This is a genomic window from Cobetia sp. SIMBA_158, from assembly GCF_046566945.1.
GTDB classification, from domain to species: Bacteria; Pseudomonadota; Gammaproteobacteria; order Pseudomonadales; family Halomonadaceae; genus Cobetia; species Cobetia amphilecti.
Genome location: NZ_JAWJYL010000001.1, coordinates 797,221 through 817,218, shown reverse-complemented (window position 1 = coordinate 817,218; position 19,998 = coordinate 797,221). Strand labels below are relative to the sequence as shown.

The 19,998-nt window shown below is 62.4% G+C and carries 19 protein-coding genes, 2 tRNA genes and 1 riboswitch; of the genes, 4 read left to right on the top strand and 17 right to left on the bottom strand.

Annotation, left to right across the window (positions count from 1 at the left end):
• The 8 genes from R2R70_RS03730 to R2R70_RS03695 form a co-directional block, all read right to left on the bottom strand.
• Complete coding sequence (locus R2R70_RS03730) at positions 1-1,794, bottom strand: ArnT family glycosyltransferase (protein ID WP_410977283.1); 1,794 nt, start codon at positions 1,792-1,794, stop codon at positions 1-3.
• 104 nt (positions 1,795-1,898) lie between these two features.
• The gene (locus tag R2R70_RS03725) at positions 1,899-3,590 is read right to left on the bottom strand and encodes an ArnT family glycosyltransferase (RefSeq protein ID WP_339927259.1); all 1,692 of its coding nucleotides are present in this window, start codon (positions 3,588-3,590) and stop codon (positions 1,899-1,901) included.
• Between the two features lie 101 nt (positions 3,591-3,691).
• Positions 3,692-4,168, bottom strand: coding sequence for a lipid-A-disaccharide synthase N-terminal domain-containing protein (locus R2R70_RS03720; RefSeq protein ID WP_234368222.1), 477 nt, complete (start codon positions 4,166-4,168; stop codon positions 3,692-3,694).
• Complete coding sequence (locus R2R70_RS03715) at positions 4,168-5,136, bottom strand: glycosyltransferase family 2 protein (RefSeq protein WP_410977282.1); 969 nt, start codon at positions 5,134-5,136, stop codon at positions 4,168-4,170. Before R2R70_RS03715 ends, R2R70_RS03720 begins: the two co-directional genes overlap by 1 nt.
• Positions 5,137-5,383: 247 nt before the next feature.
• Positions 5,384-6,565, bottom strand: a complete 1,182-nt coding sequence (gene rlmF, locus R2R70_RS03710) for a 23S rRNA (adenine(1618)-N(6))-methyltransferase RlmF (RefSeq protein WP_410977281.1) — start codon at positions 6,563-6,565, stop codon at positions 5,384-5,386.
• 86 nt (positions 6,566-6,651) lie between these two features.
• On the bottom strand, positions 6,652-7,533 hold the full coding sequence (fhuF, locus tag R2R70_RS03705) for a siderophore-iron reductase FhuF (protein WP_410977280.1): 882 nt from the start codon (positions 7,531-7,533) through the stop codon (positions 6,652-6,654).
• Between the two features lie 129 nt (positions 7,534-7,662).
• A complete protein-coding gene (locus R2R70_RS03700) occupies positions 7,663-8,058 on the bottom strand; it encodes a thiol-disulfide oxidoreductase DCC family protein (RefSeq protein ID WP_153635436.1) in 396 nt (131 codons plus the stop codon).
• A 102-nt stretch (positions 8,059-8,160) separates the two neighbouring features.
• Positions 8,161-8,757, bottom strand: a complete 597-nt coding sequence (locus R2R70_RS03695; RefSeq protein WP_410977279.1) for an ATP-dependent zinc protease — start codon at positions 8,755-8,757, stop codon at positions 8,161-8,163.
• A gap of 281 nt (positions 8,758-9,038) precedes the next feature.
• Here R2R70_RS03695 and R2R70_RS03690 point away from each other — a divergent pair, with 281 nt between their 5' ends.
• Positions 9,039-9,725, top strand: a complete 687-nt coding sequence (locus tag R2R70_RS03690; protein WP_192837943.1) for a DUF4396 domain-containing protein — start codon at positions 9,039-9,041, stop codon at positions 9,723-9,725.
• A gap of 169 nt (positions 9,726-9,894) precedes the next feature.
• Here the strand turns inward: R2R70_RS03690 and R2R70_RS03685 are convergent, their stop codons facing one another.
• The 6 genes from R2R70_RS03685 to R2R70_RS03660 form a co-directional block, all read right to left on the bottom strand.
• Positions 9,895-10,623 (bottom strand): YebC/PmpR family DNA-binding transcriptional regulator, encoded by a 729-nt coding sequence (locus R2R70_RS03685; RefSeq protein ID WP_043335060.1) that lies wholly within the window; start codon positions 10,621-10,623, stop codon positions 9,895-9,897.
• 205 nt (positions 10,624-10,828) lie between these two features.
• Complete coding sequence (locus R2R70_RS03680; RefSeq protein WP_043335059.1) at positions 10,829-11,182, bottom strand: TusE/DsrC/DsvC family sulfur relay protein; 354 nt, start codon at positions 11,180-11,182, stop codon at positions 10,829-10,831.
• Between the two features lie 56 nt (positions 11,183-11,238).
• On the bottom strand, positions 11,239-11,529 hold the full coding sequence (gene tusB, locus R2R70_RS03675) for a sulfurtransferase complex subunit TusB (protein WP_043335056.1): 291 nt from the start codon (positions 11,527-11,529) through the stop codon (positions 11,239-11,241).
• A gap of 121 nt (positions 11,530-11,650) precedes the next feature.
• Positions 11,651-12,061: a sulfurtransferase complex subunit TusC gene (gene tusC / locus R2R70_RS03670; RefSeq protein ID WP_410977278.1), complete on the bottom strand. Its 411-nt coding sequence runs from the start codon at positions 12,059-12,061 to the stop codon at positions 11,651-11,653.
• A gap of 52 nt (positions 12,062-12,113) precedes the next feature.
• Positions 12,114-12,503 carry a sulfurtransferase complex subunit TusD gene (gene tusD, locus R2R70_RS03665; protein ID WP_043335054.1) on the bottom strand — a complete coding sequence of 130 codons (390 nt, stop codon included), beginning with the start codon at positions 12,501-12,503 and terminating at the stop codon, positions 12,114-12,116.
• A gap of 127 nt (positions 12,504-12,630) precedes the next feature.
• Entirely contained in the window at positions 12,631-13,299 is a 669-nt protein-coding gene (locus R2R70_RS03660; protein ID WP_043335052.1) for a Bax inhibitor-1/YccA family protein, read from the bottom strand.
• A gap of 254 nt (positions 13,300-13,553) precedes the next feature.
• Here R2R70_RS03660 and R2R70_RS03655 point away from each other — a divergent pair.
• The 3 genes from R2R70_RS03655 to R2R70_RS03645 all read left to right on the top strand — a co-directional run bounded on the left by R2R70_RS03655 (position 13,554) and on the right by R2R70_RS03645 (position 15,388).
• Positions 13,554-13,644 (top strand) — tRNA-Ser (locus R2R70_RS03655).
• 219 nt (positions 13,645-13,863) lie between these two features.
• Positions 13,864-13,954, top strand: a tRNA-Ser gene (locus R2R70_RS03650).
• A gap of 222 nt (positions 13,955-14,176) precedes the next feature.
• A complete protein-coding gene (locus tag R2R70_RS03645) occupies positions 14,177-15,388 on the top strand; it encodes a DEAD/DEAH box helicase (RefSeq protein ID WP_410977277.1) in 1,212 nt (403 codons plus the stop codon).
• A 181-nt stretch (positions 15,389-15,569) separates the two neighbouring features.
• Here the strand turns inward: R2R70_RS03645 and R2R70_RS03640 are convergent, their stop codons facing one another.
• The 3 genes from R2R70_RS03640 to R2R70_RS03630 form a co-directional block, all read right to left on the bottom strand.
• Positions 15,570-16,694, bottom strand: a complete 1,125-nt coding sequence (locus R2R70_RS03640; RefSeq protein WP_054557336.1) for a GGDEF domain-containing protein — start codon at positions 16,692-16,694, stop codon at positions 15,570-15,572.
• Positions 16,695-16,873: 179 nt separating this feature from the next.
• Positions 16,874-18,583 (bottom strand): potassium/proton antiporter, encoded by a 1,710-nt coding sequence (locus R2R70_RS03635; protein ID WP_131431696.1) that lies wholly within the window; start codon positions 18,581-18,583, stop codon positions 16,874-16,876.
• A gap of 137 nt (positions 18,584-18,720) precedes the next feature.
• Positions 18,721-19,686, bottom strand: a complete 966-nt coding sequence (locus R2R70_RS03630) for a hypothetical protein (protein WP_159055766.1) — start codon at positions 19,684-19,686, stop codon at positions 18,721-18,723.
• Positions 19,687-19,850: 164 nt separating this feature from the next.
• A riboswitch (TPP riboswitch) is annotated at positions 19,851-19,964 on the top strand.
• The last annotated feature ends 34 nt before the right edge of the window (positions 19,965-19,998 follow it).

Below are 19,998 nucleotides of genomic sequence, written 5' to 3'. Positions count from 1 at the left end.
TCATCGTTTCTCCTGAGCGGTCATGACCAACGCCGTTGGTGCTGATGAGGGGCCGCCCAATGCCGCTGCGGGTACCGTCAATAATCGGTGGCGTCCCTGATGAAAGACCGGCGTGGCATTGGCTCCATCGTCTACTGCCGCCTGACACCAATCACGCATGCCGGCCAGAGGGCCTCGCGTGTCGGGTAGACGCAGACATTTGTCAGCCTCGATTATCAGCCAGCCATCGGGATGCGCTGTCTGCCAGGAATCCAGCTGACTTGAATCGCGCTTCAACTGCTTCAGCGGTTGGGTCAGTCGCCCCAGAAATTGCCAGGTTGCCTGATAGTCCCAGCCAACGACGGCCACCTGCTGGCCTTCCTGTTGATGGTGCTGAACCCATTGAGCCAGGGCAGTCTGATCCAGACGTGGCCATAACGGACGCAATGTCAGGGCCAGCAAGCAGGTCACCAGCAACACGCTGCCCAGCGCCAGTCGCCGCTGAGCATTCAGCGCGCTATTGCCCAGTGACTCAGCGGCAGGTGTTTGAGCCGTGATGGAGCGTCTCGCCTCATCCACGGAAGGCCATAGCCATACCATCAAGGCCAGCAAGCTAGCTCCCGCCATGAGACACGCAAGGCTTGCGTTGCCCGAAACCACCAGCGCTGCATTGGTCGGCAGAAATGAGGCATCAGTCAGCCAGCCTGCGGGCATGACGATGACCGCCAACGCCAGGCTTGTCAGTCCCAAGCCACCGCTGATCATCGCCAGCAGTTTCAGCGATGTGCGAGCCGGAGGCTGGCGCAGAGCAGCCCAGGCCAGCAGCAGACTCACCGGTACCAGTAGCGGCATCAGATAATGCACTTGCTTGCCGGAGATAAGTGAAAAGACCAGCAGTGCGCCCAGTGCCCAGAAGCGTCCCAGCTTCAGCAAGGGTTGCTCTGACGTTGGCCGCCGAGCAACCGAGGCCAGAAACCCCTCGATCAGCAATCGCGGGCGCAGGCTGAGCGGGAAGATCAACACCGCCAGCCACGGTAGATACCACCATGGCGGTCGAGCATGATCCTGCGCGGAGACGACGCGGTTTGCCGTCTGGCCCCAAAGCAGATCCTCGACATAGTCGGGAGGGCCAGTGATGACGGCGGGAAGCAACCAGATGCACAACACCGCGATGCCCAGCAGCAGGCTCAACACCCAACCGCGCCACTCACAGACCCACACCTCGCGGGCTTGTGCTTGCGTCCACCAGGGGCGCGAGCCGACCACCAACAGAAACCACAAGAGTGCGACCGGCCCTTTGGCCAGCAAGGCCAACCCCAGCCACACACCACTCTCGAGCACGACGCTCAGGCTGAACGGCTTCCCTCCCTGTGGTGTACACCAGGGCCGCAACGCGCCCAGTAGACACGTCGTCAACAGCACATCGAACATCAAGGCCTGGCTATAGAGCACCCACATCAGACAACCGGCGAGCATCCAACGCACCATGCGTACCCAAAGTTCATGTCTCTGCCGTTCGGCATCGGCCAGGCCAGTGGCCGGCCACAGGGTGCGGGCGACACGCCCTATCTGCCAGATACCCAGCAGACTGACCAGCGGCATCACCAATCTTGGCCAGACATCATTGACTCCGAAGACCACCCATCCGGCGTGAATCAACCAGAACAACAGTACCGGCTTGTCAGCGTAGGCCGCCCCGTTCATGGTCGAGACGAACCCACTGCCGGCATGCCACATCTCCCATGCCACCGAGACATAGCGAGTTTCATCGATGGGCAGATAGGGTCGTGCCAGCGCTGCTGAGATCAGCAACACTCCCCATAGCGTCCAACATATTCGCTCGCTGGCATTCAGGTTGATCAACGAATGGGAGCCCCTTCCCACCAGGGATATCGCACATGAAAGTTGCTTCTGATACTTCATGGCTGAACCTCCGGCATCAGAGTATGTCGCTGGGGAAGTCCGATCAGCTGTGCCGCTTCATTCGAGACCGAGGTCGGTGCCAGATACATCGGCGCAGCATCGGGATTGCCCTGACATTTCACGGCCGCGCTGCCAGGTAGCAGTACCCATTGCTCATCCGGCTCATTCAATGTGATGGCCTGTGCGCCATCCAGACAGGCATGCCGCTTGAGCTTGCGGGGTGTCAACAAAGCCCAGCGGTTCTGCGGGGCCTCCTTCAGCCATGCATAGAGGCGCGAGAATTGGTCTTCCTCCGGCGTCTTGTAACCGAAGTGCCACAATGGCTGACGCGCCTGCAGGATGTATTGCTCACGAAAATCGGGAATGGCCAATGCCTGGTAATCGCTCTTCTCGGCAACCTGCGCCATCAGTACGGCAGGATTGCGAACCGGGTCCATCAATCGTGCCCCCCAGGTGCCCCACAGACTCCAGAACACCACGAGCCAAATCCCCAAGGCCAACAAGCCGTTCCGTGGTTTCAGCCAGGTACAGAGCGCGATACCACTGACACCCAGCAGCCCCCACCACCCCCACGGCACCACCCCCTCCTTTGCAGCAAGCGTCACCAATGCCGGGTACCCGAAGACACCGAGCAGTGCCGCGATCAGGAAGATGCCTGCCAGTCCGGCGCAAAGTGCAAACCCCAGCCAGGAGACATGGGGCTTACGTGACAACCCCGGCAACATGGGTGCCAGGCCGATCACCAACAGCGGCAGCGCCGGCAGGATATAGACTCCCCGCTTGCCTGGAGACAACGAGAAGAAGACCACCATCAATGCCGCACCCACCAGGGGCAGCCAGACTCGTAGATCGCGGCGCGAGAAGCGGCGAGCGAGTGCCTTCGGCCACGAGGGTAGCGTCAGCAGCAGCGGCATCCATGCCCAGGGAATCACACTGGTCAGGAAGTAATGCCAAGGCTTCAGATGATGCCAGCTGTCGGTATATCGCTCAGCGGTCTGCTTGAGCAGGATGTTGTCGCGATAGGCGGCAAGCTCCGAATCGCCGGACACGAAGGACATCACCAGCATCGGCCCTACCCAGAGCAGCGGAGCCGCCAGCATCCAGCAGAGTCCGATCAACAGCTCGCGTGATGTCAGCTGCCCTGCGCGACGACCACTGCTGCGCCAAGTCGATGCGTGACGCGCAGCCATCAGCCAGAAAGGCAACATCAGCAACGGCAGGAACCCGACCCCCTTGGTGAGGATGCCAAGCCCCATCGCAAAGCAGCCGAGATAGAAATAGCGCACGCCATCATTGAGCAATGCATGCCGCAACAATCCCCAGCTACCCAGCAGGATGAAAGCCGTGACCAGCATGTCGATCTGAGCCGTACGAGCCTGCAAGATGAACTGCACTGACGCGAGCAACCACAGCCCGGCAATGAAGGCTGTGTGCCGGCCATGCAGGCGGCGAATCAGGTCCACGCTCAGCCCCAGAGTCGCGGCCCCGGCCACCAGCGATGGAAGGGCAAAGCCGATGCGGATATCCCCCACCAAGCCAGTGGACAAGGCACTGAGCCACATGAAGATCGGCGGCTTGTCGGGATAAAGCTCTCCCGCGCGGTGTGGCAACCACCAGTCCCCCGTGATCCACATCTCGAGACCATTGAGCGCGAAGCGTGGCTCATCGGCAGGCCACGGCATACGCATGCCAAGCCCGATGGCAGAGACAGATAGATACAACGCCCCCAGGACCCACCAGGGATGGCGGGAAAGTCTTCGGTACACACCGCCAGCTGGCGTCATTGCCTTCATGCGCCTGTCCCTTGGTGCCGAACGGAATTGGCATGGAGGTGTGCCACTTCAGTCTTGAGTCGGGCGTTTTCTATCTCCAGCGACGCGAGCCTGGCCTTCAGGGAGTCGTCAGTGCCCAATTCGCATTCTTCCGTCTTGCCACAAGCGTGTTCGACGACAGTGGACTCCTGCGGTGCCTGGGACGACGCTTCGCTGCCAGGCGACGTGAGTGACCGGCGATCCCGCTTGATCAAGCTCAGATTACGCAGATAGATGAAAAGCCCTGCCCCCTGACCGGCAATGAATACCGGGTCCTCGCGATGGATGGCATACGCAAGCAGCGTCATGCCACCGGCAAGCGAGAACCACCAGAAGGCACGCGGAACGATGGAACGACGTGCCTTCTCACTGGCCAGCCACTGAATGATGAAACGCGCCGAGAACAGCGCCTGGCCTCCAAAACCGACAGCGACCCACCACGGACTGACATCCATCAGCAGGCACCCCGCGCCACGTCGGCCTGGTCCGGGTTGCTGTCACCTGCTGCTGCATCGTGACCGTTAGCCTGATATCTAGAGGGGGAGTCAAACAGGTTTGTTGGCGCGGATGCAGAGGGCGTCGACACGTGCGTCCCCACCAACGGCAGCGAACCATGGTCGATGGCCTCACTGGCAGCATGGCCAAAGATATTCTCGAGCGGTGACGGTAGACGCGAGCGACGCACAAGCCACATCACTCCGACAATATCGGCAATACCGACCCAGAGCCGATCGAAGAAGCCGTATTTGGATACTCCTGCCACTCGTTCGCGGTGACGGACTGCCAATGACTGCACCTTGCCACCCTGGGCGCGAACCAGCGCCGGAAGAAAACGGTGCATGTGGTCGAAATACGGCAGCCGAAGGAAGACGTCACGATGCATGACCTTGATTCCGCAGCCGGTATCTGGCGTGTCATCGTGCAGCAGCGCTTGTCGGATGGCGTTGGCCAAGCGTGATGACACACGCTTGACGGCATCATCGCGGCGTTGCGTGCGATGACCAGCTACCAGGTCGAGCTTTTCGAGCGTTGCCAGTGACAACATGTCCGGCAAGTCCGCTGGATCATTCTGGCCATCGCCATCCAGGGTCGCCAACCATCGACCGCGCGCCAGCCGGGCAGCCTGCCACAGCGAAGTACTCTGTCCGAAACTGGTGCCGTGGTGATAGGGACGCAATCGTGAATCTTCCTGCGCAGCCTGCTTGAGCCAACTCCAACTGCCATCACTGGAACCATCATCCACCACGATGATCTCGTAGCGCTGCCCCGCAAGCGCCTCATGCACCTCGGCAATAAGGCCCGGCAAGTTGTCACGCTCATCACGAGCCGGTATCAACACCGAAACTCCTCCGCACAAGGGCTCCTCGCCCTGCGCCAAGGGGTGGTCTGGACCAGGCGATGTCATGGTGATCGCGGACTTCATGGAATAACTCCTGAGCAATGACTGGGCGTCGAGCAAGCCGGATAGATGTCAGATCCTGCAGCGATCGGAACCGGCAGGCTGCGCGTTTCTGGCAGAAAGTTTGCCCGCAAACTATTAAGGCAGGCTTAAGTGAAGCGCGGATGACAACCGCCAATGCAAGAAGCCCCCGTCGCGCTGGGCGACGGGGGCTTCAATGCAAAGACATCATTGAGTCGAAGACTCTCTTGATACGGCTATGACAGACGCTTCACTTCCCTTGCCAGTGATCCCGCCCCCACTGCCGACGCTGGTCGGGCGTGAGATACGACCAGGCGACGAAGCGGCTGACCTTCTGCCCCTGGGACATCTCGACCACCCTGACCTCGCTGACACCACTGCGCTTGAGGGCTTTCCTGATACCGGTCAGGCTCGCCGAATGCGCGACCAGCGAGGTGAACCACAGGCACTGCGTGGCGACGTTGCGGCTCTCCTGGATCATGCGGGTGACGAAGGCTTCTTCCCCGCCCGGACACCAGAGCTCGGCCGCCTGACCCGCGAAATTCAGCGCAGGCGCGTTGCGTGCACGCCCCTTGCGTGAGGCATTGCCGCGCTGCTGACGCGACTTGTCGAGCCCGCGCCATTTGCGCTGCGATTCCCGCGCCATATCGGCTTCACTGGCATGGAACGGCGGATTGCAAAGCACTAGATCAAAACGCTCATCCGCGCCCCAGATACCAGCGAAGTGGCGCGTGCGATCGGCCTGCAGGCGCACCTCGATCTGGCCCTTGAGGCGCGCATTGGCGGACAGTATCGCGCGAGCCGAGTCGATCGCCTGCGCGCTGATATCACTGCCGACCATCTGCCAGCCAAAGCTGCGATTGCCCAGCAGGGGGTAGATGAGGTTGGCACCGGTGCCGATATCCAGCGCGCGCACGTGCTCACCCGCCGGCAGCTGACCGCCATTCGCTTCACTGATCAGGTCCGCCAGGTAATGCAGATAATCGGCGCGCCCGGGGATGGGGGGACACAGATAGCCGGCGGGAATGTCCCAGTGGGCGATGCCGTAATGGCGACTCAACAGGGCCCGATTGAGCGCCTTGACCGCCACGGGATCGGCGAAGTCGATGGACTCGCTGCCAGCGGGTGTCTTGATCACGAAGGCCGCCAGTGCCGGGCTCGCCTTGACCAGCGCGGCCATGTCATAGCGCCCACGATGCGGGTTGCGGGGGTGCAGCTGCCCCTTGCGAGCCGGGGTCACCTTGATAGAAGGCGCCTTGATGGCAGGCGCTTGGACGGAAGGTGCCTTGGCCGCGCTGGGCTTCTCGCGGGCGGCCGGATCACGACGGTCAGCCGGGGCGGCCTGCTGACGTCTGTCAGCCGAGTCGTGTCGGGAGGATGCGCCGGACTTGGCGAGGGAAGCACCGCGTGGGCGACGCGAAGACGAGGACATGACGACATACCGGACAATGACAGGGGACGCCATCTTACCAGAGGGCGCCGATCAACACAGACCGCTGCCGCCCAGGAAGCTACCTATCAGGACAGGTCGCTACCGATCAGCGTCGCGCGCGAGTTGGCGCGCTGATCGACCCGACGCGTCTGGGCGCGGCGGGCCGTGGCGCGCTCGATGCTCAGCGGACAATTGCTGCAATAGCCCAGACACTCGATGCGATAACGCACGCAGCACACCTTGCGCGGCGTATGCCGTTCGCCATGACGGTCCATCACGTCGCTGACCGGCTGATAGAGCGGATTGCGCCGCCCGTCGGCCAGAATTCTGGTCGCCATCAGCTGACGTGCCGGCGCCGCCTGCGCGACCCAGCCCTGCTCTTCCAGCATGCCGACGATATAGACGAAGTAATGCGCCGCGTTGCTCCAGAAGACCTTGGGCCCCAGCGCAGTGTGCGGCACCAGGCGCTCGATGACGGCCTCAAGATGCGCCAGGTAGCCCTGAAAACGCGCCTGGAGCCGCGTCGCCTCATCGGCCGACTCGATCTCCGCCGGGAGGCTTGTGCCCTGCCCCGCCGCATCATCGAGTATCAGCTGCGTGACCACACCATGCTCGCCAAGGCGCAGCGAAAGATGCCGCAGCTCCAGCGGCAGTTGATGGTCCAGCAACAGGTTGGCCGCCAGCGGCAGCGATACCATCGAGGACAACAGGTACTTGGACCACTGGGAAAGCAGCGCCTGCTCATCGGGGGCGCTGTGGTGAGAGGCGGCGTCTGCCGGGCTGGCCTCGTACTGCATGCCATGCGCGGCGATGCACGCCGCCAGCCACCCGGGGCTGAGCACATCGCGCGCGGGCACGACACGCTGGAGCGACGCCTCATCATCTGCCTGCACCTGAGTGTAGGTAGTGATCAGGTCCCGATAGGCAACCATCGGACCGGCAAAGAGCGGGGAAAGCGCGTCGATCATCGGGAAGCTCGCAGACGTGAAGAAACAGACAGTGCCTCACATACTAACGAAAACTATTAGCATTTGCATATCAAAAAAGCATGATGAACCAGCAGGGCTTCCAGCTCGCTGCGTCGGGCTCGCCGGCACTCACAGCCTGCCATCTCGACACAGCCGACGACGCACCCAGGCATCGTAGACTCGCGTCAGCGCCGGCTCGATCAGCGGCCGCGTGATCAGCCACCCCAGCCAGGCAAGACCGGGGATGCGCGCAAGCAGCAGGCGATACGCTGGCATGCCCTCACGGATCTGCCCTTGCGCTGTCTCGACATGCAACGACAGCAATGCCTGCTTAAGGCCGATGCCGCGAGCGGCGAGATGCTCGGCGTTATCCGTCGCATCCCACCACTCGACGTTGGCGTCTTGGCGCGACAGCCGCTCGTAGCGGGCACGTTCACGACGACACACCGGGCAGCGCGCGTCGTAGTAGATCCTGATGAGTGGCAAACCGTCACGCTGAGGTTGCTGGCTGGCGGTGTCCGACATGCTGGCCTCCCTCTTGTGATGAATGTGCGCGGTACGCTTTATTCGACGTGCTGCTCTCAGCGCGCAGCCCGCAGCGCAATGAGCGTTCAGAGCGGCATAAGATCAGGACGCCGCGCCGATGCGGTCGGAATACTCCTTGTCTTCATAGCGATGCAGCGGCGCGTCCTCGACACAGTCCGGGCTGGTCTGGAAGGTCTTGCGCACATCGAGTACACCCAGGCTCTGGATGGTGCGGCGCCCCAGCAGCACCGGGTAATTCATGCCGTCACGATCGCGCAGACTGAACTGCTCCTCGTAGCGCTCGCCGCCCATGCACAGCGTCATCAGCACCACCGGGCGCGTATCGCGTCCGCCAGCGCCGGACACCGTCAGGTCGCGATACAGGGGGCGCTCGAAGGTGTTCTCGACCTTGTCACCCCTGGCTTCGTCCTCGACTTCCACATCGAAACGCACCCACTCCTCGTCATCACGCTCGAAGGTCTCGATATTCTCGGCATGCATCGAGGAGGTCAGCGCGCCGCTATCCAGCTTGGCCTTCACCATCACGCCCCACGGCTCGATGGTCGCCTTTTCCACCCAGCCGAAGACCTTGTCGTCTGCCGCCTGGGCCACGGCTGGCGCGGCGAGCGAGGCAATCAAGCCGACACCGACGAATTGACGGGCGGCGCGCGCAAGGGATGTAGCAGCGTGTCTCGACATGGTGACTCCTGGGAAAAGTGGCGGCATTGCAAGGGCAATGCCCGACATCCTTCACCATGGAGGCTTGCGGCAAGGTTAACAAGGCGTGAGAACACACCTTCGCCTGCCACCCTGTCAGACGGAAGCAACGGCCGGTTGCGAGCAGGCGATGACAAGCCACCCTTGATATGGCGCGCTGCCCCCACCAGCTATCAAGGAGGGCCGCGCCATCAGCATACTGCTATCAGCGTACTTCTATCGGCGCACGGCCATCTGCGACATCCACTCGACAGGAGGTCACCATGCAAGATCTATTACGTGAGTCACTTTCCCACTGGAGCCTGCTGCTGTGCTGGCTATTGCTGATGGTACCGGCGCTGATCTGGGTCGTGCGTGACCTGACCACGAAGAATGCTCACCTGGCCCCGATGATGAAGTGGGTGTGGGGGCTGACCACGCTCTACTCCGGTGTGGTGGGACTGCTGGTCTATCGTTTCGCCGGGCGTCGCCAGATCGCCGCCAACGGTGATGCCCGCAAGGGGCTGAGAAGCGTCGCGCACTGCTATTCGGGCTGCGGACTGGGGGAATTCGTCGGCGTCAGCCTGGCGGTGGGCCTGTTGGCCATGGGCAATATCTCCACCGCGATCATCACCTTCCTCTTCGCTTACCTGTTCGGCTTCCTGCTGACGGTCGGCCCGATGCTGCAGGGCGGCAGTGATGACAAGCCGCAGGTAATTCGTGATGCCTTCAAGAGCGAGACGGCCTCCATCGTGGTGATGGAAGTGGTGGCGATTTCCGTGGACCTCTGGCTTGCGGGCGGCGCCGGCATGCATCAGCCGCTGTTCTGGAACTCGCTGATCATTTCCCTGAGTCTGGGGCTGCTCGCCGCCTGGCCCGTCAACGTCTGGCTGGTGAAACACGGCGTCAAGGGGGGCATGGCGGACCCACGCGAGACGGACCCGCAAGCGCAGCACCATGCACATTGCTGAAGCGCGCGCACTGCTGAGACGCGGGTACTATCGATACGTGCAGAGTGTCGAGACATGAAAAAGCCCCGTCGGCATGCCGACGGGGCTTTTCTCTGACTGACCTCTCACACTGACATTCGCATCCCAGTCAGCGTGAAGCCGTCAGTCGCATCACGTTCAAGACGCTGGCTTAGACGAACTCGCCGTTGTGATAGACCTGCTGCACGTCTTCACAATCATCCAACAGCTCGAGCATCTTGTTGAGCAGCTCGGCGTCATCGCCGCCGACTTCGGTATGGATCTGCGGAATGAAGCTGATCTCATCGACTTCGAAGTCGAGGTCTTCACCGTAGATGTCGGTCAGCGCACCCTTGGCCTTGAAGTACTCGGTCGTCGGCGCGAGAACCGTGATGATGCCTTCGTCGAGCTCGATGTCACTGACATCGACGTCGGCTTCCATCAGCGCTTCCAGGACCTTTTCCTCGTCCTCTTCCGCGCCCTTGAAGGCCAGGATGGCGCGGTGGTCGAACATGTGCGACACCGAACCCTGCGCGCCCAGCTTGCCCTTGCCCTTGTTGAAGCAGGTGCGGACTTCGCCGAAGGTGCGGTTGTTGTTGTCGGTCAGACAATCAACGATGACCATGACGTTGCCCGGACCAAAGCCTTCATAGCGCGCCAGAGCGAAGTCTTCGCCGCCCGCGCCCTTGGCCTTGTCGATCGCCTTGTCGATGACGTGAGTCGGCACCTGGTCCTTCTTGGCCTTCTCGATGAGACGACGCAGGCTCAGGTTGCCGTTGGGGTCGAGGCCACCGCTCTTGGCCGAGACGTAAATCTCGCGCCCGTAACGTGAATACACGCGTGCCTTGTTGAGAGAGGTACGCGCCATTGATTCTTTACGGTTCTGGAATGCTCTTCCCATGCAAGTCGACTCTTGTCCGCCTGAATTCAAATGCCCTTGCGACCATGTCGCGGGACCTGAAGCAGCATCGGCCTCCTGGCCGACACCGCAACGCTGTGACGAATAGTAACGCAGACAACGCTGTACGTCGCCATCCCTGCCGGGTCTTGCGCGTTGAGCGCAGCGCACCACGACGGGCAAGGCATCTCATGCATGCGGCTGACCGTCACAGACAGTTGGTCGGCTTGGGCAGCCCGGCGATGCGCGCGCCCACCTTGGGCGGGCTGTCCGGGAACAGCCGCATCAGATGCAGCGAGCGGCCCTTGTCGGGGCCAAACCGCTGGGTCATCGCCTTGCTCAGCGGGCGCATGGCCGGCGAGAGCGAGAAGCGCTGATAGAAGTCGCGCAACACCTCGATCACCTCCCAGTGCTCCGGCGTCAGTTCACGCCCCTCCTCGGCGGCCAGCATTTCCGCCAGCGCCGGGCTCCAGTCATCCAGATCGACCAGATAGCCTTCCGCATCCAGTCCGATATCACGCCCATCAAGCGTCAGTGTGCGCACCGCTTCACTACTGGCCATACAGATCCTGATTCACTGTCTTGCATGAAAATTGAAAGGGAGAAGCGCCTGGCGCCTCAGAACCAGCTGACGGTCTTGTCGGCGGCCTCGGTCAAGGCGACGAAACCGTCGACGTCGACCACGATGACGTTCTCCGCGCAGCGCCCCAGCAGGCCGCGGGACTCGAGGTCTTCGCGCAACGCGAACAGCCGCCCCTCAAGCCCGGCAAGGTGCTGCTCGGCGTTGTCGAGGGCGCCATTGACGCCATCCTCGATCAACAGCAGCTGGTCTTCCGGGCCCATGGCATTGAGCACATCATCATGGATGCGGCTGGAGAATGGCGAACGATTGAGTAGATGTAGATTCATGCAATTATCCAGGCAGGGGAAGCTGGGACTGCCACTGGCCATCAATCAAGAGATATCAATGACATGGCATCAGGAAACTGATGCGAGCATATCAGTCGCCAGCGTTCGCGGCAGTGACGTGTCAGAAGCTCAGCACGCGCGAGAACGCGGTGGTCAGCGCGACCACCTCGTCGTGCTCGAGCAGCGTGACCGGCAACAGCGTGACATCCTGCGCTGTCAGGCCCCGTGCGCGCAGCGCCGCCGCATCGACGTAGCAGCGCTCGACGTCATACATCTCAAGCGCCGCCAGCAGGTTGTCACTGCCCTTCTGCCCCAGCGGCCCGACCTGCTGCCCTTCCAGCAGCGCCATCACGCCATCGCCGGTGAACAACAGCCCGACCTCGCGCCCGAAGGCCGCCGCGACCATCGCCGCCTCCAGCCCCTCGCGCAGCCAGCTGCTGCCATGCGGGCCATGGCGCAGCATGACCAGCAGATCACCGGCGGCTATCCCGGCGTCATCGCCTGCTGGGACTGCCGTCATCACATCGCTCATGGTCTGCTCCTCACTCGATAAGTGACATCATCAGTGACGACAAGAAATGACGTCATGCAAAGGTGATCAGGTGGTCATTGTCCAGCGTCGCCTCGACCAGCTGGCCCAGCCCCGTCAGCTCGAACGGCGCCTCGAGGGTATGCCCCTGCTTGCCATGCCGCGCCGCTTCGCGCTCATCGAGCATGCCGCGTCTCAGGCCCGCCGCGACACACACCTGCAGGCGGGTGGCGTGATTCTCGGCAAGCGACAGCCAGCGATCGCGCAGATGCGGCTCGTCCTGGGGCGGCGCCATCATGTTGGCGGCGTTGTAGACGCCGTCGTGATAGAAGAACACCGTGGTCAACTGATGGCCGCGCGCCAGCAGGGCATCGGCAAAGCGCAGCGCCGAATGGCTGGCCTGCTGGCTGTAGGGGCCGCCGTAGACGGCCAGAGCATAACGCATGCGAACCTCGTGTGACTGCTCATGAATGGGCGCCATTCTAGCGCGTGTCACGCCACCTGACACCCGAACGCAAACGACCCCGCCGAGGCGGGGTCGTTTGCAGGTCTCATGTTCCTTCGCTTGACGATCAATCGTCGGAAGCGAAGCCCAGCAGGGCCAGCAGGCTGACGAACATGTTGTAGATGGAGACGTACAGGCTCACCGTCGCCAGCAGGTAGTTGGTCTGCCCGCCGTGGATGATCTGGCTGGTCTCGAACAGGATCGCCGCGGAGGCGAACAGCACGAAGCCGGCGGAGACAGCCAGTGCCAAGCCACTGATGTTGAAGATCATCGCTGCCAGCATCGCCAGAATCAGCACGATGGCGCCGGCGAACAGGAAGTTGCTCAGGAACGAGAAGTCCTTGCGCGTCACCAGTGCCACCGCGGACAGGCCGGCGAAGGTGATGCCGGTCATGCCGAGCGCGGTCATCACCAGCTGGCCGCCGTTGGGCAGGCTCAGGTAGGCGTTCAGTACCGGGCCGAGCGTGAAGCCCATGAAGCCGGTGAAGGCGAAGGTCGCGAAGATGCCGGCGGTGGAGTTCGCGGTCTTGTGGACCAGGAACATCAGGCCGTAGGCACCGATCAGCAGCACGAAGATGTTCATGCGACCGACGCCCATGCTCATCGCCACGCCAGCGGTCAGCGCGGAGAACAGCAGCGTCATTGCCAGCATCATGTAAGTGTTGCGCAGTACCTTGTGAGTACTGAGCGAGCGGCTCGCGGTATCCTGCGAGACCTGCCAGGAGCTGTTAGCCATGGTGTCTATCCTCAGGTTGCTACGATGGATTCATCGATTTGACCCCAGCATGCCCTCAGGGGTTTGCCTAATCAAGAGACAGAACGATGAAAAGCCCTATTGAGGCAACCATCCGGCGCGTGCAAGGCAACGACATCGTCAGTCTCCGCAGCCATTGTGGCATGTAGGACCTTTCAAGCATCTGAACGACAAGGAAATTTACGCTAAGCCCTTGACCCTGACTGAAAAATCCGTAGTATTTCATCCCGTGAGTCGGAGGGATGGCAGAGCGGTTGAATGCACCGGTCTTGAAAACCGGCGTAGGTTAATAGCCTACCCAGGGTTCGAATCCCTGTCCCTCCACCACCTTGATTCCGAAAGCCCCGTCTACCTCAGGTAGACGGGGCTTTTTCGTGGCCTGACACATGACCTGATTCATGGTCTGGTGCCAGCAGGCGGCTCCGGCGGCCTCACCCCGGCGCCATCCTGCTGCAAGTGATTGTCAGCGATGGCTTTTCCGAAGACTTTTCTTCGCCTACCCCTTGCTATTCTCATCAGGTTCGGTAGTATTTCGCTCCGTGAGTCGGAGGGATGGCAGAGCGGTTGAATGCACCGGTCTTGAAAACCGGCGTAGGTTAATAGCCTACCCAGGGTTCGAATCCCTGTCCCTCCACCACCTTGAATTCCGAAAGCCCCGTCTACTTCAGGTAGGCGGGGCTTTTTCATTGTTGCCGCGCAGCGCCCATCGCCGCCACTTCGCTACCCTGCCTGAGCAGCGATGGCCAATGATGCGCCGGGCCGTCAGCGGACTTTCGGCTACAGTGAGCATCACTGCGCCAGACATTCCTTGCCGCAGAATGTGCGCTTGCCCCTCCCCCTTTAGACAAGTCGAGACACCATGCCATTTTCTGCCCTTGGTTTGAGCGATTCCATCGTCAAGGCCGTCACCGAGCAAGGCTACCAGACCCCGACTCCCATCCAGGAGAAGGCAATCCCCGTCGTGCTGGCCGGTGACAACCTGATCGCCGCCGCCCAGACGGGTACCGGCAAGACGGCAAGCTTCGTGCTGCCCATCCTGCAGACCCTGCAGCAGGCGCCCAAGGTACGCGCCAAGCGCGTACATGCCGTCATCCTGACGCCGACGCGGGAGCTGGCGATTCAGGTCGAAGACAACATCCAGCACTACTCCAGGTATCTGGAAGTCAGCTCCATGGCGATGTATGGCGGCGTGGAGATCGAACCCCAGCAACAGCGTCTGATCGAGGGCGTGGACATCCTGGTGGCGACGCCCGGCCGCCTGCTGGACATGCTGACCCGCCGCGCAATCCATCTCGACGAGACACGCACCCTCGTCATCGACGAAGCGGACCGCATGCTCGACATGGGCTTCATCGCCGACATCAACAAGATCGTCGAGAAACTGCCCAGGGAGCGCCAGAACCTGCTGTTCTCGGCCACGCTCTCGGCCCAGGTGCGTGTGCTCGCCAAGACCGCAGTGACGGACGCCGTCGAGATCATGGTCGCACCGGAGAACGTCACCGCGCCGGATATCAGCCAGTATCTGATCACGGTCGACAAGGAGTTCAAGTCTGCCCTTCTGAGCCATCTGATTCACGAGAAGCAGTGGCAGCAGGCGCTGATCTTCATCGAGACCAAGCGTGGCGCCGCCAAGCTGGTGAGTCAGCTGGAGAAGCGTGACATCGCCGCCGAGTCCTTCCACAGCGGTCGCAGCCAGGCAATGCGCGAGCAGCTGCTGGCCGACTTCAAGGCCGGCACCATCAAGTATCTCGTGGCCACTGGCGTTGCCGCGCGGGGCATCGACATCGATGACCTGCAACGCGTGGTCAACTACGACCTGCCGGACGCCGCCGAGGATTATGTCCACCGCATCGGGCGTACCGGTCGCGCCGGAGCCAGCGGTGAAGCCATCTCGCTGGTCTCGCGTGATGACTTCCGCAACTTGTGCGCCATCGAGCAGCATCTGGGCTATTTCGTGACACGCGAAGTCGTGGAAGGCTTTGCGCCCAAGCTCGCGGTACCGGCCTCGAACAGCGACTACGCCCCCAAGTCCGCAAGCAAGAGCCGTCGTCGCCAGCCCAACCGCCGCTGACACCTCTCAGGGCAAGCCTGATGCCCCCCTCGCGCAGACCTGATAACGCCCTGACACACGCACGCCCCCGGAGACAGGAATGTCATTCTCCGGGGGCGTGCTGGGTTGTATACCAAGCTTTGTTCGCAAATCTCTATGCGCAAACCTCTGTGCACAAAACTCTGCGCGCAGTGAATTGCGCTCAATTGATGGCGGCGATGCCCGGCCCACCCACGGGGCCCAGCTGGGTGTCACTGACGAAGCCATTGCCGCCGTCCTGCTTGGCGCGGAACAGATTGACGTCAGCCTTGGCGATCAGGCCTTCCAGGTCCTTGTCGCCGGACTGGCGCTGGGCGACACCGATCGACAGATTGACATCCAGACTGTTGAGGCCGTCATTGATGACAAACGGCAATGCCGAGGCGCCCTTGCACAGGCGCTCTGCCACCTGATCGACGCGCTCGCCATGCAGCCCCGGGCATAACAGCACGAACTCCTCGCCGCCATAGCGCCCGACCAGGTCCTCCCCGCGCAGGATGCTGCGCATGCGCCGCACCAGCTCCTTGAGCACCTGATCGCCGGCCTGGCGACCCCAGGTCTCGTTGATCAGCGCCAGATGGTCGACATCCACCATCATCACGCTCAGCGCCCCGTTGTTGATCAACATGCCACGCCCGCTGTCGACCAGCTCGGCGCGACTCAGGGCGCCGGTCAGCGCATCGAAGCGCCCTCCCGTCTCGAAACGCTGCTGCAGGCGCTCCACCGACCAGCCCATCTGCACCAGCACCAGCGTGAAGAAGATGGTCAAGACGCCCAGATTGATGATGCGAAATGCCAGCATCCAGCCGGCGGGCAGCGGATTGGTCGGCCCTTCCAGCATCAGGATGATGTAGGCCAGCAGCGGCATGCTCAGGCAGGCGGCGCACAGAAGAACGCGCCGCATGAACGACATGCGGATCGAGTAGATGCACAGCAAGGCGCCGAAGTAGAAGTAGTCGAACCCGGCCTCCGAGCCGAAATAGCGCAACGAGAAACTGATCTGCGCGCAGGTGCCCAGCGCCATCAGCGTGGCCGCCAGGGCTTCACGGCGAGCACGGTGCAGCTGCAGGCAGACCAGATCGACGATCAGCATCGCCAGATTCAGCGCCAGAATGCCCATCTCGCCCAGCCATAACAGCAGGATGGCGTAGAGCAGATGGCAGCTGACCGCCAGCACGTAGACCACGTTGAAGGTGGCATGAAAGGTCTTCTCATCCGCCGTGAGTCCGGGCGGGAATTGCTCGAATCGTCGCAGAAAGCCCGCGAGATGAGGATGTGGGCTGGCCATGTAGTCACCTCCTTGTCGCTGGCCACAATCGGTGGCCAGGCGCTGTCACGGACAAATTGGCCTGACATCAACAGAATACGATATTGATGAGTCCAAACACGACGCCCCCATTACACGCAGTGCAATGGGGGCGTCGTAGTGTGTGAAGCGTAGGCGCAGGTCCTGACACAGATTCAGGCTCAGTGCAGTCGCAGGCCGACCTTGGTGATGCGATTGCCTTCCACCTCGTTCACCACCCAGTGGATGCCATGCCAGTCGACATCGTCGCCGACCACCGGCACCCCGCCGACTCGCCGGGTAATGAATTCGGCGATGGTCAGGTGGTGCTCGCCCTGGGAGAGCGTCAAGCCGTAGACATCGGCGATATCCTGCATGTTGGCATCGCCTTCCAGCGTGAAGGTCCCGAAGAAGGCACGTTGCTCGTGCTGCAGACTCTCGCCATTGAACATGCGATTGAGGCTCGGCACATCACACGAGCGCCCCACCACGCACAGCACATCCTGCTGATGCAGACAGGTGCTGCCCTTGGGGTGGATCAACACCTTGTTGCGGAACAGCGCCCCGACCTTGGCCCCCGACGGGAAGCGCAGCATGCGCAGCGCCACGCCTTCCAGCGCCGTGTTGTCGACGCGATAGACCAGCATCTCGTAGTCATTGACCGGCATGATACCGAGCAGGTTGCGGCGACTGGGCTGTGCGCCCGGCGGCACCACCACCCGCAGCTTGCGGGCCATCGGCGCCAGCGACGAGCCCTGCACCAGCAGCGAGATGATGACCACGAAGAAGGCGACATTGAAGTAGAGACCGGCATTCTCGACCCCGGTGATCACCGGGAAGATCGCCAGCACGATCGGCACCGCCCCTCGCAACCCGACCCAGCTGATGAACCACAACTCACGCCAGCGGAAGCGGAAGAACGGCTTGAGACACAGGATGACCGCCAGCGGGCGCACCACCAGAATCAGCGCCACGCTGAGGATGGCGGCCGGCAGCGCGAACTGCAGCATGGTCGAGGGCGAGACCAGAAGGCCCAGCATCAGGAACAGCACGATCTGCGAGAGGTGCGCCAGGCCATCATGCACCGGCAGGATGTGCTCCAGATGCCGGCCGGGGTGATTGCCGATCATCAGACCGCACAGATAGATGGCGAGGAAACCGCTGCCGCCCATCTCGTTGGTGGTGGCAAACAGGCTCAGGCCCAGCGCCAGCGCCAGCAGCGAATAGAGGCCGGGCGCGAGGTCCAGATAGCGCATCAGACGGGCGATCAGCCAGCCACCGGCGATCCCCATGGCGGCGCCGACACCGAACTGCAGCAGGAAGCTCATGATGCCCGACGCGACGCCGGAGAGCTGACCGGTCAGGATCTCGGCCAGCGTGATGGTCAGGAAGATCGCCATCGGGTCGTTGGTGCCAGACTCGATTTCCAGCGTCGCACCGACACGCTCATTGAGGTGGACACCCTGGCCGCCCAGCAGCGAGAAGACCGCCGCGGCATCGGTGGAGCCGACGATGGCCCCGACCAGCAGGCCTTCGATCAGGGTGAGGTCAAACAGCCACATGGCCAGAAGGCCCACCAGGCCGCTGGTCATGAAGACCCCGACGGTGGCCAGCACCAGTGCCGGTTTCAGGCCGGCACGAAACGTGGACAGCCGCGTGCGCAGGCCGCCGTCGAGCAGGATGAGCGCCAGCGCCAGGTTGCCGATCATGTAAGCGGATGAGGCATCGTCGAACTGGATGCCCAGCACGCCATCTTCACCCGCCAGCATGCCAAGGCCGAGGAACAGCAGTAGCAGCGGCATGCCAAGACGCGCCGAGACGCGGCTGGCCAACACGCTCAAGGCGATCAGCGTGCCTGCCAGCAAGAAATAATAATTCAGGTTCTCTACCACGAGTGCTCCCCCGCCAAGCCCTACATCAGATCTCGAGTGACGTCCACGACGACTCACCCACAGTATTCCATGTCAGCGATGGGGCTGCAGAGAAATTTCACACCTTTCATGTACTTGCAGCGTGCAGCACGCGGATTTCACGCCAGGCTGCGCGGCGAGACCCAGGCTGGGGCTGCCGCAAGCTCAGCATAGGACCGCGGACCGAAGGCCTCCATCGCCCACAGCAGCGCACGACACAGCTCACGCTGGCCATCGAGATCGATCATGCGCCCATGGCGCGAATAGCCCTTCATGAAGGCCTGACGCTGCTCCGGCGTTTCCAGCAGCAACTCCACCAGCGCCCAGTCGAACTCGATCGGTGCCCACACCAGCGCTTCCCAATCGCTCCATACCCAGCCAGTGGCGGCGCACAGATATTGATCGGCGCGCATGTCCGGCAGACACCACACCGCGCGAGTCGGTGCCGGGAAGGTGCGCTTGAGCAGCGCGCCAAGCTCCGCGCGACGCGGGTGATGGGCGAGAAAGCGCGTGACGCGGGTATTCCAGTGCAATAGCGGCATCGGCTGCGCCAGCGGCTGACCGAAGCCCGACACCGTATCCTGATGCAGGCGACCGAGCTGGTCGCCCAGCAGCTCACAGAAGGTGATGCTGAGATCACTCGGCTGCCCGCTGGACCACGGCAGGTGCCAGATGGGCGCGCCATCGAGGCGCCCGAGAAAGGTCAGGGGCAGTGGCGGAATCGGCAGACGCGCGGGCAAGGCGCCCGCCAGTCGCGTCAGCCCCTCCGGCGTCGCCCAGCGATCGGCGCCGAAGACCCCGCGCATGGCGCGCCAGAAGGGGTCATGGTCTGGGCCGGTGCGCGCCAGCTTGATGAGGCCGGGCGTGCCGCCACGCTGGCGCCATAGCCAGTTGGCGCTATCCGGCCAGGCGAGTGCCAACGGCTCGAGCGGTTGACCCAGATAGGTCGAGAGCCGGCGGGTCAGTGACTCCTCGGGCCAGCCCCTGGGCACGGGGCGCGGCTCGCCCATGGCCTCAGCCGTGCTCGGCCGCCGTGGGGGAACGGGATAACTGGAACAGGTCGAGAGATCCGGTGTGTCGGGCATGATGATCTCCTTGGGCTACACGTCTTGTTACAGTAATCCTCAGCATACCCAAGGCGTGGCACATCGGCATAGTCCGTTTCGCACGCCACCTCTGCTCTGCCCACCTGACCCGCCCCCTGACCCGCGTCGGACAAGACACCGGCAAGACAGTGACGTTACACTGTCGGCCTGGATGGGGGTGCCCGAGGATGGGCTGAGAGCCGCAGCGATACGTCGCGCGACAACCCCTGGAACCTGATCCGGTTGATACCGGCGGAGGGAATCCCCGACGCGTGCCCTGCATGGCGCGTCACCTGCTTCCTCCTGCCGGCA

Coding starts and splice junctions, on each gene's coding strand:
- fhuF (WP_410977280.1), bottom strand. CDS start 7,533: ATGATCGACGCGCTTTCCCCGCTCTTTGCCGGTCCGATGGTTGCCTAT.
- R2R70_RS03680 (WP_043335059.1), bottom strand. CDS start 11,182: ATGGCCAGTAGTGAAGCGGTGCGCACACTGACGCTTGATGGGCGTGAT.
- R2R70_RS03720 (WP_234368222.1), bottom strand. CDS start 4,168: ATGGATGTCAGTCCGTGGTGGGTCGCTGTCGGTTTTGGAGGCCAGGCG.
- R2R70_RS03660 (WP_043335052.1), bottom strand. CDS start 13,299: ATGGCTAACAGCTCCTGGCAGGTCTCGCAGGATACCGCGAGCCGCTCG.
- R2R70_RS03685 (WP_043335060.1), bottom strand. CDS start 10,623: ATGGGAAGAGCATTCCAGAACCGTAAAGAATCAATGGCGCGTACCTCT.
- R2R70_RS03725 (WP_339927259.1), bottom strand. CDS start 3,590: ATGCGTATGCCGTGGCCTGCCGATGAGCCACGCTTCGCGCTCAATGGT.
- tusB (WP_043335056.1), bottom strand. CDS start 11,529: ATGAATCTACATCTACTCAATCGTTCGCCATTCTCCAGCCGCATCCAT.
- R2R70_RS03640 (WP_054557336.1), bottom strand. CDS start 16,694: ATGGCCAGCCCACATCCTCATCTCGCGGGCTTTCTGCGACGATTCGAG.
- tusD (WP_043335054.1), bottom strand. CDS start 12,503: ATGCGTTATGCTCTGGCCGTCTACGGCGGCCCCTACAGCCAGCAGGCC.
- R2R70_RS03690 (WP_192837943.1), top strand. CDS start 9,039: ATGCAAGATCTATTACGTGAGTCACTTTCCCACTGGAGCCTGCTGCTG.
- tusC (WP_410977278.1), bottom strand. CDS start 12,061: ATGAGCGATGTGATGACGGCAGTCCCAGCAGGCGATGACGCCGGGATA.
- R2R70_RS03715 (WP_410977282.1), bottom strand. CDS start 5,136: ATGAAGTCCGCGATCACCATGACATCGCCTGGTCCAGACCACCCCTTG.
- R2R70_RS03645 (WP_410977277.1), top strand. CDS start 14,177: ATGCCATTTTCTGCCCTTGGTTTGAGCGATTCCATCGTCAAGGCCGTC.
- R2R70_RS03700 (WP_153635436.1), bottom strand. CDS start 8,058: ATGTCGGACACCGCCAGCCAGCAACCTCAGCGTGACGGTTTGCCACTC.
- R2R70_RS03630 (WP_159055766.1), bottom strand. CDS start 19,686: ATGCCCGACACACCGGATCTCTCGACCTGTTCCAGTTATCCCGTTCCC.
- rlmF (WP_410977281.1), bottom strand. CDS start 6,565: ATGTCCTCGTCTTCGCGTCGCCCACGCGGTGCTTCCCTCGCCAAGTCC.
- R2R70_RS03695 (WP_410977279.1), bottom strand. CDS start 8,757: ATGTCGAGACACGCTGCTACATCCCTTGCGCGCGCCGCCCGTCAATTC.